This is a genomic window from Pseudoflavonifractor sp. MSJ-30, assembly GCF_018918045.1.
Lineage (GTDB): Bacteria > Bacillota > Clostridia > Oscillospirales > Oscillospiraceae > Faecousia.
In genome coordinates this window covers 50,245-62,885 of sequence record NZ_JAHLPU010000048.1, presented here as the reverse complement: position 1 = coordinate 62,885, position 12,641 = coordinate 50,245, and the positions used below count along the sequence as shown (strand labels likewise).

At 54.1% G+C, this 12,641-nt stretch carries 16 protein-coding genes; 7 read left to right on the top strand and 9 right to left on the bottom strand.

The features are described from left to right. Positions 1-6 precede the first annotated feature (6 nt). Entirely contained in the window at positions 7-240 is a 234-nt protein-coding gene (locus tag KQI10_RS07220; protein WP_216566735.1) for a hypothetical protein, read from the top strand. Positions 241-306: 66 nt separating this feature from the next. On the opposite strand, the gene KQI10_RS07215 is transcribed toward KQI10_RS07220, so the two are convergent. The 4 genes from KQI10_RS07215 to KQI10_RS07205 all read right to left on the bottom strand — a co-directional run bounded on the left by KQI10_RS07215 (position 307) and on the right by KQI10_RS07205 (position 4,942). Further along, positions 307-1,896, bottom strand: coding sequence for an ABC transporter ATP-binding protein (locus tag KQI10_RS07215; RefSeq protein WP_216566734.1), 1,590 nt, complete (start codon positions 1,894-1,896; stop codon positions 307-309). Continuing rightward, positions 1,893-3,410, bottom strand: a complete 1,518-nt coding sequence (locus KQI10_RS07210; RefSeq protein WP_216566733.1) for an ATP-binding cassette domain-containing protein — start codon at positions 3,408-3,410, stop codon at positions 1,893-1,895. The genes KQI10_RS07215 and KQI10_RS07210 overlap by 4 nt, the downstream gene beginning before the upstream one ends. 82 nt (positions 3,411-3,492) lie before the next feature. Continuing rightward, the gene (locus tag KQI10_RS11820; RefSeq protein ID WP_256445306.1) at positions 3,493-3,621 is read right to left on the bottom strand and encodes a hypothetical protein; all 129 of its coding nucleotides are present in this window, start codon (positions 3,619-3,621) and stop codon (positions 3,493-3,495) included. Between the two features lie 205 nt (positions 3,622-3,826). Then, entirely contained in the window at positions 3,827-4,942 is a 1,116-nt protein-coding gene (locus KQI10_RS07205) for a radical SAM protein (protein ID WP_216566732.1), read from the bottom strand. A gap of 89 nt (positions 4,943-5,031) precedes the next feature. Between KQI10_RS07205 and KQI10_RS07200 the strand changes: the two genes are divergently transcribed. Continuing rightward, positions 5,032-6,000 (top strand): helix-turn-helix domain-containing protein, encoded by a 969-nt coding sequence (locus KQI10_RS07200; RefSeq protein WP_216566731.1) that lies wholly within the window; start codon positions 5,032-5,034, stop codon positions 5,998-6,000. Positions 6,001-6,249: 249 nt separating this feature from the next. Here KQI10_RS07200 and KQI10_RS07195 read toward each other — a convergent pair whose 3' ends face one another. From KQI10_RS07195 to KQI10_RS07180, 5 genes are all read right to left on the bottom strand, one after another. Next, a complete protein-coding gene (locus KQI10_RS07195) occupies positions 6,250-6,837 on the bottom strand; it encodes a hypothetical protein (protein WP_216566730.1) in 588 nt (195 codons plus the stop codon). Further along, a complete protein-coding gene (locus tag KQI10_RS11950) occupies positions 6,827-7,003 on the bottom strand; it encodes an RNA polymerase sigma factor (RefSeq protein WP_371818383.1) in 177 nt (58 codons plus the stop codon). Before KQI10_RS11950 ends, KQI10_RS07195 begins: the two co-directional genes overlap by 11 nt. Then, the gene (locus KQI10_RS07190; RefSeq protein WP_371818382.1) at positions 6,976-7,299 is read right to left on the bottom strand and encodes an RNA polymerase sigma factor; all 324 of its coding nucleotides are present in this window, start codon (positions 7,297-7,299) and stop codon (positions 6,976-6,978) included. The genes KQI10_RS11950 and KQI10_RS07190 overlap by 28 nt, the downstream gene beginning before the upstream one ends. Positions 7,300-7,474: 175 nt before the next feature. Then, on the bottom strand, positions 7,475-7,696 hold the full coding sequence (locus KQI10_RS07185; RefSeq protein WP_216566729.1) for a hypothetical protein: 222 nt from the start codon (positions 7,694-7,696) through the stop codon (positions 7,475-7,477). Next, positions 7,693-8,334 (bottom strand): hypothetical protein, encoded by a 642-nt coding sequence (locus KQI10_RS07180; protein WP_216566728.1) that lies wholly within the window; start codon positions 8,332-8,334, stop codon positions 7,693-7,695. The genes KQI10_RS07185 and KQI10_RS07180 overlap by 4 nt, the downstream gene beginning before the upstream one ends. Before the next feature lie 120 nt (positions 8,335-8,454). Between KQI10_RS07180 and KQI10_RS07175 the strand changes: the two genes are divergently transcribed. The 5 genes from KQI10_RS07175 to KQI10_RS07155 all read left to right on the top strand — a co-directional run bounded on the left by KQI10_RS07175 (position 8,455) and on the right by KQI10_RS07155 (position 12,592). After that, positions 8,455-9,069 (top strand): single-stranded DNA-binding protein, encoded by a 615-nt coding sequence (locus KQI10_RS07175; protein WP_216566727.1) that lies wholly within the window; start codon positions 8,455-8,457, stop codon positions 9,067-9,069. 62 nt (positions 9,070-9,131) lie between these two features. Then, entirely contained in the window at positions 9,132-9,770 is a 639-nt protein-coding gene (gene nth, locus KQI10_RS07170) for an endonuclease III (protein WP_216566726.1), read from the top strand. 51 nt (positions 9,771-9,821) lie between these two features. Continuing rightward, complete coding sequence (locus KQI10_RS07165; protein ID WP_216566725.1) at positions 9,822-11,300, top strand: oligosaccharide flippase family protein; 1,479 nt, start codon at positions 9,822-9,824, stop codon at positions 11,298-11,300. 83 nt (positions 11,301-11,383) lie between these two features. Then, positions 11,384-11,617 carry a kinase gene (locus KQI10_RS07160; protein WP_216566724.1) on the top strand — a complete coding sequence of 78 codons (234 nt, stop codon included), beginning with the start codon at positions 11,384-11,386 and terminating at the stop codon, positions 11,615-11,617. Positions 11,618-11,662: 45 nt separating this feature from the next. Then, on the top strand, positions 11,663-12,592 hold the full coding sequence (locus KQI10_RS07155) for a LysR family transcriptional regulator (RefSeq protein ID WP_216566723.1): 930 nt from the start codon (positions 11,663-11,665) through the stop codon (positions 12,590-12,592). Positions 12,593-12,641 lie beyond the last annotated feature (49 nt).

Below are 12,641 nucleotides of genomic sequence, written 5' to 3'. Positions count from 1 at the left end.
AACTCTTTGAGAGCAAAGGTATTCCTTGCCTGCTGCCTGTGCGGACTGCTTCTGACCGGCTGCGGAAAGACCGTCCAATATGAGGGACGGACCTACAGTGCCGCCGCGCTTTCCAGGGAGACACTGGAATGGCTGGAATGGTACAACACGCTTCCGGACGAGGACAAGCTGAAAATCGACTATGTTCCCGCGGAGCTTCGCTCTGCCCAGAGAGGGGAGGCCATGGAGACGACGCCGTAGCGCGTTTGTGTGAATAGGAAAGGGCTGTCGCAGCATGATGAGAAATCATGTGAGACAGCCCCTTTTTCAGCTTTGGTTCTCTTCCTTTTGGTGGTTCACAAGGATAAGTCCAGCTTTGCGTTGATCGAGATACTGCTTCAGAAATTCCCGGCCCTTGGCATCCAGATGGTTTAAGGGTTCATCCAGGGCCAGAAACGCCGTATTCCGCAGCAGCGCGCGGGTCAGAATGATTTTTTCCCGTTCGCCGGGGGACAGGTTGCTTCCATTGGACAGCACCGCCTGATCCAGGGGCTTTTCAAACCCCATTCCCCGCAAGACTGCCGCCCCTTCCTCCATTTGCTCCGGGGAAAGGAACAGGTTCTCCGCAACCGTTCCGGAGAAAAGCTTTCCGTTCTGTTCCTGCATGGTGATAAGCCCTCCACGGACCTCCGGGGGAAGCGTCCTGCCGTTTGCATCTGTGATTTTGCCCGCCTGGGGTTCATATAACCCGCACAGCAGCGACAGTATGGTCGTTTTTCCGCTTCCGTTGGCCCCTGAGAGAATTTCCCGGGCGTCCGCGGAGAATGTACGGCTGTAATGCTCCAGAACCGGCTTCGTCTGGCCGGGATAGCCGAAGCGGATATCCTCCATGCGCAGCTCTGCCGCGGATGCGTCCTCGCTTTCCGGGATGTTCTCCGGCGAAAGCCGTTCCTGTTCATCCCCATAAAAAATCCGGAGTCGTTCCAGCTTTTCCGGCTCGGCCCGGCGCTCCAGAATCTGACGCGCTGCCGTTTTGTAGAAACGGGTTATGGTCGGCAGCAGCAGATATCCCGCCACCAGTTCTCCGGCGCTTAACCGGCCCCGGGCAAGCAGTAGCGCCCCGATCGTCAATACCCCCAGCGGGACGCCATACTGACAGAGCTGTTCCAGCACCGCGTCCTCGGCGTTCAGTCTGCGCCGGGCGCTGTGCGCCCCCGCGAGAAACGCCTGGAACCGCTGCTGAAGCCCCTCCAGGAAGAAGCCCTCCAGATGGAAGCCATGGACAAATTCACGGGACTGAAACAGCGCGTATTCCTCCCGCTTCCGTTTCTCCTCAAACTCCCGGACAAGCGTATCCACCTTGGCGCGCTTGGGCGCGATGATCTTCGCGCGGATGACCGGTACCGCCGAAAGGGCCAGCACCGCAAGCACAAATACCGGCTCGATTTTCGCCCGCAGCAGTAAAACGACCATCAGCAGGCCATAGAGAGAAAAGCAGACCGGGGCGGTATATTTCCAGATCTGGTTGTAAAAGAAACCTGGTATATCCGTCGTGACCCGCTCTACAAAGGCCCCCGGGCGGATCTGCTCCGTCTGCGCCAGGGGCCGGCGCAGAAAGCGCGCGATCAGATGCGCAGTATAGGCGTAGCATCTTTTGACGATGGTGATATTTCCCGCCATTTCCAGCAGCTGCATCACCACGGTCTGCATCAGCAGCGCGGCGAGAAAGGGCAGGAGCTGCCCCTTTACGGCCGCCATATCCAGTGCCAGCAGGCTGTCCGCCATGCTGCCGATCAGCACGGAGGCCACCGTCGGCACCACGAACCCGCTCAGATCCTGGAGAAGATACAAAAAAGCGCAGGGCCAGATATAGCTCCGGCATTCCCTGCGGGCCTGCTTTGCGGAAAAATCGGTCATATCCGCTCGCCTCCCTTCAGATACACCACGCGGTCCCAGGGGATATCCAGATATGGATCATGGGTGCAGACCAGCATAGCCCCGGGATATTGCGCCAGCTGGTCCTTCAGATAGCCGCGGGCGTCCGTATCTATGTGGTTGGTTGGCTCGTCCAGGATCAGAAGCTCCGCCTTTTTTGCCAGGGCCAGCGCCAGAAACAGCTTTTTGCGTTCGCCCATGGACCAGCTGCCCACGGGCTGGGCAAACAGCGCCTCCGGAATGCGGAAGCCGCGGCAATGCCGCCGGAACGTATTTTCGTCCAGGCATCCGGTGGACCGGACCGCCGCCAGCAGCGCGTCCCCCGTCAGCAGCAGTTCCGGCTCCTCCTGCATGGACCAGGCGATCTCTGCCTGTCTGCGGATCTCTCCGCTGTCCGGGGACAAAACGCCTGTAATGAGCCGCAGAAGGGTGGATTTCCCGGATCCGTTGGGCCCCTGCACCCGGATACGCTGACCGGACTCTATGGCAAAGCTGAGACGCGAAAGCACGGTTTTCTTTTTGAACGCTTTGCTGACATCGCAAACCTCCAGGAGCGCCCCCTTTGCTTCGCCTGCCGCCGGGGCCGCGCGGCAGGTCAGGCGCTCCTTTGCCGTCCGGAATACCGCCGATTGAATGCTCAGGTTGAATAAGGCGTTTACATTGGAAAACAGATAGCCGCTCAGCACGATCATGCCGGGAGCCTGTCCCGCCGTCAACGCTCCGCGAAACAGGAAAACGCCAAGCAGAAAATAGGCTCCGTAGCTGAGGAAAGCGTGGATGCCCTCAAAAATGATGTTCTCGATGCCGCCGGTAAATTCCGCCTGTCCACCTGCTGTGACGCACATCCGGCCGATTTCCCGGTAGCGGCCAATGTACCATTGCTCCCGGCTGTAGAGCTTTAGCGTGCGCAGTCCCTCCACGCCCTGGGCCAGCCAATCCCATTCCTCTTCTTCGTGGTCCGCAATAGATTCATAGATCCGCTTTGCCCATTTCTGATATACGATGGTGGGGACCATTTGCAGCAGGCTGCACCCCAGCAGGATCACGGATATCCAGGGATTGGTCCGGCACATCAGGAGAACGCTTCCCACGATCATGGTGACGCCCTCCACGGCGTCCGGCAGTATTTTTTGGTAGTGGTCCGCGATAACGCCGCCATCCTCATTCAGCCGCGTCTCCATTTCTCCGGGGGAAGCCGCCGGCAGGCGGAAGTTCAGGATCCGCTGCTGCTGAAGCGCCCGAAAATCCTGGCGCTCTGCCGCGCAGACGCGTTCATTCTTCTTCGTCAATCCGAGGCATCCGAAGCTCCCGATGGCCACCGCGGCGCAGAGCAGCCCTGCCAGATTGGCCACCGCCCCGAAGTTCCCCGCCACGGCGCGCTGAAACAGCTGAGAGATCAGCCAGGCGCAGCAAAGCGAGCTTCCGGCACGAAACAACCGATAGGCGCAGCCCATGACCAGAGATTTTTGGAATGCAGCGCCAATAGATATATCCATTCTTTCGCATCCTTTTCTTGGAATTTGTACATAAAGTGTCCGGCATATGCATGTTATAACACATATGCCGGACGGGTGTCAACTAGATGTGATCCTTGTTATGGTTCGGAGCAGTGGTAGTAGTCCCGCATCCGGTCTGGTGATTGCACTGCGGAGTGAAAATTGGGCCGGGATTCTTCAGTGCCGCCAGAAATGCTTCCTGATTTTTCATATTGCCACCTCCTTTTAATATGGAATATATTCAATGGAGAATTCCATTGAAATCGATAAAAATTTGCGTGAGGTTTTTAGATAAAGGCATGTTCACAAATAGAATCAAGGCGTTTTCCTTGCTTTTTATAAGCCTGCAAGCAATTCTCAACGCACCCTGAAAAATCGAACTGATTTCCTGAATCAATTATTTTTTTATATTCATCCTAGGAATACTTTCCAAAATAATCGGCTGGCATCATTGTACAGGGGCGAACCATCTCATGTTCCGAAATAACAATTGACTTTCTTCCAGCGGAGCAACCGATTTGATAATGCTCCTTCGTAACAAAAGACGATTCATAGTCATGCTTCCAATTAAACGGAAGAAATTGCAGGGATGGAAATTTTTGTTTTACTTCACTAAGTACATCATCAAATAGTAAACATTCATCATACGACATATCCCATTCAGTGACCCCGTCAGAGTTTCGTCCAAGTTTTCGGGTAAGTCCAAATCGAATATCCTTCACGCCCAAATCTGAAAACATACTTGCATATTCTTCAAGTCTTTGGAAGTTTGTCTTTCGGAGGATCAATGCGATGGTTGTATCGACATTTTCTGCTGTTAATCGTTTGATTCCGGCACAAAAACTGTTAAATGCTCCAGATTTTGTGTATTCCTGATATTCGTTGGCTGACGCCCCGTAGCAAGATATCTGGATGTTATTAAACTTCTTTAGAATATCTAGAGAAATTTCTGATAATCTAGACCCATTTGTCAACAACGCCATAGAAGGAAAATTTGCCTTCTCAATTATGTGTTCAAAATCTGGATGCAGCGTTGCTTCTCCACCGGTGAATTCAACATGCCATGTTTTCCCGGAGATATCTTCAAAAAGTGTCTCTACAAATTGAGTGGGGATGTAGCAGGAATTTCGTTTCATTGCATCCTTATAGCAATGGCTACATTCAAAATTACATCTGTCGGTTAATTCAATTGCAAATATTATAGGATAACAAGTGTTAGGGACTCCGACAACCAGATGCTCCAGATTTCCTGTTTCAAGAATCTCGCGTCTTTCCATTCTCGAAATGAAAGCATCAAATAATTCGTGTACTTCTGTTGAATCAGCAGAAAGGTTGTAGTCCTTACTAAGTTGTGAAAATACGTTATGTAAGTTATGCAATTTATTTATCAGGAGAAGAATATCTGCTTCGACACTGTTAAGTTGATATTCTTCAAATCCGTGATAGGTATCGAACAGGTAAAGTGATTCTCCATAGAATTGAAGTGCATATCTTGCGGATATTTGAAGACGCTTCTCTTTGTTTCGATTCATTTCGATTCTCCTTTTGCAATAAAAGTATTGAAAATGTTTGAAAGCTGTAGTATTATCATAAGGAATCTATAAAAGCGTGAGGAAGGAACATGAGTGAAGCATATATTGGAGATGTTATCCGGCAAAAACGGGAGGCATTGGGGCTGACCCAGGCAGATTTGGCGGATGGCATTTGCAGCGTTGTCTCCATCTCCAGAATTGAGAGCGGTATACAAAGCCCAAAGCTTCCGCTGCTGCGGGCGATTCTTGGCAGGCTGGACCTGCCGGAAAACCGTTACTTCCTGTGGGCCTTTAACGCGGAACAGCACACGGAATTCCTGCTGAAAAGGATGGATGCGCTGGTTGCGCAGTATGAAAAGAACAGCACTGACGAAAACAGAATCCGAAAAGAGGTTTCGCAAATCGTAGAGGAGCTAAAGGCAGATACAATACATTTTGACGTGTTTACCCAGCAGCGGATTGTCTGCGCGCAACTGACTCTTGGGAAGGAGGGCAGGCCCTATACACCCTTGGAAAAACGGGAGAAGCTATTCAGTGTTATTCGTATGACTTGTCCCAAATTCGATGTGCATAACATTGCAAAGGGGAGGTATTCTACATTTGAGATAAGAATATTGAACCAGCTTGGAATAACCTATCTTTTGGAGCCGAATAAGAGCGAAGCAGCATCTTTTTTTCAGCAATTGTATACGTATGTAAAGAAAAATTTCCAGGAAATTCCAATAGCAAAGTCCTACCTCTGCCCAATCATATCGAATTATGTACGATCTTTGATGCTCGAAGAGCAATATGCGCAGGCCATATGCCTTGCGGAGGAAGGCCGGCGCCTTTGCCTGGAAAACTCCTATTACTTTCCGTTGGTAGAATTTCTGGACGAATTGGCAGAAGCGAATTGCTTCCTGAGAAAACCGGACCGTGGCAGGGAATTTTTCCTACATGCTTATGCCTTCGCTGTCATAACAGAAGATAAAGTGGCAGAACAAGCAATTTCTGACGACATGAAACGACATTTGGGGATCACGCCTAGTCTTCAATTGGTATCTCACGAGGCGGACTAGACTCTGAATAGGGTGCTGCATTATGTCTGTACGTATGGTCCGCCCGTGCAGACACGTTTGCCATGGATAGGCAAATGGCCAAGAGAGCCATAAACAGTGCCAATTTTTTCTTCACAATGTTGCCCCCCTGTGTGTTATTTGCATTGACAAAATAACACATATTCCCAGAAAGAACAATAACACCCAGTGAAAATTCACTGGGTGCATTGTTTATATTGGGCTGCCGCTTTATGCGGCGGCACCTTTGTATTAATCTGAAAATTCCTCCGGCTGGACATAGCCGAAACTGCTCCAGGAAAGGCTTCCGCCGTACTTTACGGTGACGTAGATCGTTTCCGTTCCGGTTTTGATCTGGACATAGCAGACCTTGTTTTCATCAAACAGATCCGTGATCTCCATGGCCTGGTCCTGATAATAGACCCAGACGGTACCGTCGTCCTTATATTCCACGTCCACGTTGCTGCTGATCTCCTCCAGAAGCTCCTCGTCCGTCAAGGGCCGCTCCCGGCCAAAGTTGTCGATGGCTACGCCGCCGCCGCCCCGCTCGTGGCTGCCCTGTTCGTCTTCATAGGAAAGGCTATAGTTTCCGTTTTCAATGTCCATGACGGCATCAGTCTGGTCTCCGTGGATCCAGAGCTGAACGGTACGGCGAATGCCGCCGATGTTTTCCGCGTAGCCGACCGTCCCCATGCCCAGGATCAGCACAGCCGCGGCGCACAGAATGACTGCCTTGCGCACGGTGAATTTTTTCATTTTCATGGTTTTTGCCTCCGTCAAAAAATCGTCGGAGGCGTGCAGCACACCAAAGGCACGCCGGTATTTTTCCTTATTCGTCATCGTCCCACGCCTCCATCAGTTTGGTTTTCAGGAGCTTTCTTCCTCTGCTCAGCTGGCTTTTCACGGTGCCCTCGGTGGTATGCAGGATTCCCGCGATTTCCGAAACGGACAGGTCCTCGTAATAATGCAGATGGATGGTCACCCGGTATTTCCGTGGCAGCTCCATAACCGCCTCAAACAGGTTCTTGTCCTCCGGCTCCGCAAAAGGAAGCAGTCCTCCCATGGCACCTTTTTTCTATGCCAGAAGGACCGCAGCAGATCCCGGGACCGGTTGATGGACATCCGCAGCAGCCAGGCTTTGATATGGTTTTCGTCCGCAAAATCCTGGTCCGTATTCCAGTATTTCAGAAATGTGTCCTGCACTACGTCGTCGGCGTCCTCTTTGTTCCCCGTTGCGCTGAACGCGGTGGAAAACACCCGGTCGCCGAACTGACGGAACGCGTCCTCAGCTGATAGCTTCATAAGCAGCTCCTTTGTATGTTGGAAAGTACTTTCTGTATACCAAACGATTCAGGGAGGGAACAGGTTGCGTGTTCCCAAAATTTCTGTGCTGGCTATCAGATGAAAACAAAAACGCAGAGGCGGACGCTCCGTCGACCTCTGCGTAATCTCTGTTCTTGCGGCGCTTTCGCGTTCCTCAAAGCCACTTCCGGATCACCCTGCGCAGCACCCAGGCGGCTGCCATAACCATGAGACATACCACCCCCGGCGGAAGCAATCCCACATACCATGGGGCCGACTGCATGGCGTACAGTCCGGGGCGGACCCTGAAGTCGATGTATTCGTACAGGGCAATGCCCGCAAATACTCCGGGTGCTGCCCAAAACAGGGTATGCAAAAATTGATCCGGTTTTTTCATAAAACAGTACCTCTCAGCAGAAAAGCCAACAGAACCGCGCTCCCCAGGCACGCAAGGGTTCGCTTGGAGTTTGCGTTCAGCATAAACACGCAGACCAGAAACGCGGCTGTATAGAGAATTCCCCGGAAGTCAAAGTACCAAAAGCCAATGCCAAAGCAGCTCAGGAGCAGTACCGTCAGAATCAGCGTTTGGATGCACGCCGCAGCCGGTCCCTTGCCCTTGGCGTACCAGCACAGCCAACCAAGCACCGGTGAAAGAGCCGTCAGGCCGTACCAGATGCGCATATACCCGCTGGGATTGAAGCCGCCGAATTGTATGCTGTACCAGTGGTACGCGCCGCACATGCCCAGAAAGAAGAAAAACACTCCGTCCCCGGCCTGGAAAGCCGAGGGGGCATAGACCGCAATGGCCAGCCCGACTGCCAGCCAGAAGGGGAAATCAGACAGAAAATTCCGAAGATCCAGCCATTCCAGCACCCTTTCCCAGAAGGTCGCGCCGCTGCAGCTGGCCAGGTCCAGCTGTTTTGCCAGCGCCCCCAGAGCAGCGCCCAGGAGCAGGCAGAGTAAGCTCCGCCGGATGCCCTGCCAGACGGTGTACCGCTTTTTTGGGGCCCGAATATTGTGGAGCCATTGTATCATGCGCATCACCTCTTGGGCACATTTTATCCTACGGCCGGGGAGAAGTCAACAGCCGGGCGTTCTGTTTGTCCCGGGGGCGCATAGGATGTGCTATCCTACGAAAATTTTGGGGTGGTACTTATGGAATATCCGACCAATCAGGCCTTCCTCCGGGGCAGTCTTCTGGAGCTGCCTGCCTTTTCTCACGAAAGCGGCGGGGACCGCTTTTACCGATTTCTTCTGGAAGTCCCACGGCTTTCCGGCGCGGTGGACACCCTGCCGGTCATTGTCCGGGAGCGCATTCTGGAAACGCTGGACCTTTCCGGAGGCCGTATGCTGGCGGTGACGGGGCAGATCCGTTCCCACAATCTCCGCCGGGAGGACGGGCGCAGGCTGCTGATCTTCGTCTTTGCCCAGACGCTTACCGCCGAGGACGGCCCGCCAGCCAATGATATTGCCCTCTGCGGCAGCCTGTGCCGGGATTCCAATTATCGGAAAACGCCCCTGGGGCGGGAGATATGCGATGTGATGCTGGCGGTGCCCCGGACTACCCGGCGGGCGGATTACATTCCCTGCATCCTTTGGGGCTCCACCGCCCAGCTGGGGGCCAGATGCCGCACCCGGGACCGGCTGTCCATCCAGGGCAGGCTCCAAAGCCGGGTCTATACCAAGCTCACCGAGGACGGGGCTCAGGAACGGACGGCCTATGAGGTATCCGCCCTCACCGCCCAGACGGAGGAAAATCCATTCCTCTGAACGATTGAAAATCGGGCGGAAATGTGGTATTCTGAAGAAAAACAGAAAAGGATGCTGATCCTATGGAAGAGAAAGTTCAGGCCATTCTGGAAATTCTGGAAAACCGCTATCCGGAATCCATGTGTGCTCTGCATTACGGAAAGGACTATGAGCTGATGATCGCCGTTCGCCTGTCCGCCCAGTGTACGGACGCCCGGGTGAATCTGGTGACCCCCGCGCTGTTTGCCGCCTACCCCACGCTGGAAGCTATGGCGGCGGCGCCTATTGAAGATGTGGAGAACTATGTCCGCTCCTGCGGCTTTTACAAGCACAAGGCCCGGGACATCGTTCTGGCCTGCCAGATGCTCATCAGTGACTACGGCGGGAAGGTTCCCGGCACTATGGAGGAGCTGCTTCGCCTGCCCGGCGTGGGGCGGAAGACGGCTAATCTGCTGCTGGGCGACATTTACAAGGTCCCCGGCAGTGTGGTCTGCGATACCCACTGCATCCGCATCTGCGGCAAATTGGGTCTGAGCCATGGCAAGGATCCGGAAAAGGTAGAGCGGCAGCTCCGTAAGATCCTGCCCCCGGAAAAGAGCAACGACTTCTGCCACCGCCTTGTCCTCTTCGGCCGGGAAATCTGTACGGCCCGCAGCCCCAAGTGCGGGGAATGCCCCCTGAGCCCCTTCTGCCAGGAAGCAAATCCCGCGGCAAAGCAATAATTCTATTCACCCCCTTGTCCGCATAGTTTGTGGACAAGGGGGTGTGCTTCTTTGGCCCGAAAAAAACCACTGTTTTACAGTGCAATGCTGCTGACCGCCGTGAACCTGGCTCTGCGTATGGCCGGAACCGTATTTCAGGTCTACTTGTCCCGGAAAATCGGCCCGGAGGGTATTGGGCTTTTGCAGCTGACCATGTCCGTGGGCAGCCTTGCCATGATCGCGGGCATCGGCGGCATCCGGACGGCTGCCATGTACCTGACCGCCGAAGAGCTGGGAAGAAAACGCCCCTGGGGACTGCGGTCGGTGCTCTCCGGCTGCGCTGTCTACAGTATTCTTTGCAGCCTTGGCGTGAGCGTGGTCCTGTACCTGCTGGCCCCGAAAATTGCCGCCTCCTGGATCGGCAACAGTGCCGTGACCTCCGCCCTGCGGCTGTTTTCCTGCTTTCTGCCGGCAAGCTGCCTGTGCGCCCTGATGACGGGCTTCTTTACAGGCCAGAACCGTATTGGTACACTGGCGGTTGTGGAGGTCATCGAGCAGCTGTTCTCCATGACGGTCACCATGGTTTGCCTCCACTTCTGGGCGGGCAGGGACTCCGGCCGGGCATGCCGGTGCGTGATTCTGGGCAGCGCCATGGGCAGCTGCCTGACGCTGCTGGTACTGACGCTGCTGACCCTTTTGCGGCGCGTCCCCAAGGGCAGGCGGGAACCCATGAGCCGCCGGGTGCTGCAGGCCGCGGGGCCTTTGGCCCTGGCGGACACCGCAAAATCCGGCATTTCCACGCTGGAGCATATGCTGGTGCCCAAGCGCCTGGCTCTGGCGGTCAGCAACCCTTTGGCTCTTTTCGGAATCGTCACCGGTATGGTCTTTCCCGTGCTCATGTTTCCTGCCTGCATTCTCTTCGGGCTGTCAGAGCTGCTGATTCCGGAAATGGCCCGGTGCCACTGTGCCGGGGAGGAAAAGCGCATCCGCTATCTCCTGCACAGGAGCCTGCGGGTAGCCCTGCTGTATGGGCTGCTCTGGGGAGGCTGGCTGTTCCTGTCAGCGGATGTGCTGTGTCTGCGGCTGTATAAGAACAGTCAGGCGGGTATATTGCTGCGCTGGTTCGCCCTGCTGGCGCCCATGCTCTACTGCGATGCCGTCACCGATGCCATGACCAAGGGCCTTGGCCAGCAGAAGTGGGCCATGGCCATCAATATCTTCACCAACGCGCTGGATGTGGCGCTGCTCTTCTTCCTGCTGCCGGTTTTCGGCATCCGGGGGTATTATGCCAGCTTTCTCATCACCCATGTGATCAATTTCATCCTCAGTATGCAGCGTCTGCTTGCCATTACCGGGGAAAAGATTGACCTGCGGTTTGCTTTTGCCGCTATTTTCTGCGCCGCCGGGACATTGTGGGTCTGCACTTACGCAGGCGGCATCGCCGGGTGCGGCCTGTATGCACTGGCGCTGTTTGCGGCGCTGCTGCTGACGGGGACGCTCCGCCGGGCCGACCTCCACTGGTTCCGTCGGCTTTTCCATTCGACAATGTAATTTCGGAGGGGTTGCTTTTTTGGCGTTTTCCTGTATAATAAATGCAAACACAATCATAAAAGCAAACACAAAAGGAGCTTTTTATGCGTCTGGAAGCCATTCAGAACTGCCTGCGGGCAAAAAATATGCCCTTTGAATACTGGGAGGACAACGACAGCGGCAGCATCCACTTTATCCACAAAGGTCTTTCCTACCATATCTGGGAGTATCCGGCCCCGGAGAGGGGGGCGGAAAGCAACGTCCGCTCTGCCGGACGAAGCGAGGATTTTGAAGGAGACTATGAGGCTCAGATTCTGGAAATATTGAAGGAATTCTGATATTCGGAAACATCGGGCGTTTCCGTAAAAAACGGGAGGTTGCAAATGGATACCAATGTGTTCCACTATTGTCTGGAAGTGGAAGAGAGTAAGAATATCACCTTGGCTGCCAAACATCTGTTTATCTCTCAGCCTGCGTTGAGCAAGCAGCTGAACAAGCTGGAAAAAGAGTTGGGGTTTCAGCTCTTCGACCGTACCAGAAGTCCCATTACCGTAACGCCCCAGGGGGAGATATTCCTGGAGTTTGCCCATCGCTACGTGAATATGGAGCGGGAGCTTCTGGAGAGCCTGCGGCAGTTTACCTCCGTGCAGACAGAGCCTGTCCGCATCGCCACGACCCATCGGGGCGGCACTTATGCAGGGTCTCAGGCGGCGTCCTTTATGCTGGAGCATCCGGAAATCCCTCTGGAGTACACAAACCGTTCCTCGTCCCAATGTGAAGAGGATCTGGAAAACGAGACAGCGGATCTGGCCATCTATACGGAACCGGTTCGTTCGGAAAAGCTGGAATATATGCCGGTCCAGGAGGATCCTCTGATTTTTGTGATTCCCAGAAATTCACCCATTCTGGAGGGCCTGGATACATCCGGCAACAGTCTGGAGAATCCCTTGCATATCGATGCCCAGCGATTCCGGAATCCGTCCCTTCGCTATGTGCTGGCAACGCCGGGACAGGGACTTTATTACGCGGAGAACGCCTTTTTCAAAAAGTACCGCGTCACGCCGATCCATCCGCAGAGGGTCGATTATGTGGATACCCGCTATCTGGTGGCGTGCAGTGGCTGCGGGATCGCGCTGCTGCCCCATGTGACCATTCGGGAATCGAAAAGAGGCCAGAATGAGATCTATGGCATGGTAGAAGGGGACAACCTCTATCGCTACGTTGTTGTCGCGCGAAAGAAGGGACGGCAGCTTTCCCCGGCCGCCGAGACAGTGTGGCGGTTCAGGGTTGGAATATCCGCAAAAAATCGATAACCTTTTGGAATCAATGTCATAACTTATTCACAAAAAATGCAGTCTCGGA

What these genes read in the sequence shown, in the direction of transcription:
- KQI10_RS07215 (WP_216566734.1), bottom strand. Translation starts at nt 1,896, where the DNA reads ATGACCGATTTTTCCGCAAAGCAGGCCCGCAGGGAATGCCGGAGCTAT.
- KQI10_RS07210 (WP_216566733.1), bottom strand. Translation starts at nt 3,410, where the DNA reads ATGGATATATCTATTGGCGCTGCATTCCAAAAATCTCTGGTCATGGGC.
- KQI10_RS11820 (WP_256445306.1), bottom strand. Translation starts at nt 3,621, where the DNA reads ATGAAAAATCAGGAAGCATTTCTGGCGGCACTGAAGAATCCCGGCCCA.
- KQI10_RS07205 (WP_216566732.1), bottom strand. Translation starts at nt 4,942, where the DNA reads ATGAATCGAAACAAAGAGAAGCGTCTTCAAATATCCGCAAGATATGCA.
- KQI10_RS07200 (WP_216566731.1), top strand. Translation starts at nt 5,032, where the DNA reads ATGAGTGAAGCATATATTGGAGATGTTATCCGGCAAAAACGGGAGGCA.
- KQI10_RS07195 (WP_216566730.1), bottom strand. Translation starts at nt 6,837, where the DNA reads ATGACGAATAAGGAAAAATACCGGCGTGCCTTTGGTGTGCTGCACGCC.
- KQI10_RS11950 (WP_371818383.1), bottom strand. Translation starts at nt 7,003, where the DNA reads ATGGAGCTGCCACGGAAATACCGGGTGACCATCCATCTGCATTATTAC.
- KQI10_RS07190 (WP_371818382.1), bottom strand. Translation starts at nt 7,299, where the DNA reads ATGAAGCTATCAGCTGAGGACGCGTTCCGTCAGTTCGGCGACCGGGTG.
- KQI10_RS07185 (WP_216566729.1), bottom strand. Translation starts at nt 7,696, where the DNA reads ATGAAAAAACCGGATCAATTTTTGCATACCCTGTTTTGGGCAGCACCC.
- KQI10_RS07180 (WP_216566728.1), bottom strand. Translation starts at nt 8,334, where the DNA reads ATGATACAATGGCTCCACAATATTCGGGCCCCAAAAAAGCGGTACACC.
- KQI10_RS07175 (WP_216566727.1), top strand. Translation starts at nt 8,455, where the DNA reads ATGGAATATCCGACCAATCAGGCCTTCCTCCGGGGCAGTCTTCTGGAG.
- nth (WP_216566726.1), top strand. Translation starts at nt 9,132, where the DNA reads ATGGAAGAGAAAGTTCAGGCCATTCTGGAAATTCTGGAAAACCGCTAT.
- KQI10_RS07160 (WP_216566724.1), top strand. Translation starts at nt 11,384, where the DNA reads ATGCGTCTGGAAGCCATTCAGAACTGCCTGCGGGCAAAAAATATGCCC.
- KQI10_RS07155 (WP_216566723.1), top strand. Translation starts at nt 11,663, where the DNA reads ATGGATACCAATGTGTTCCACTATTGTCTGGAAGTGGAAGAGAGTAAG.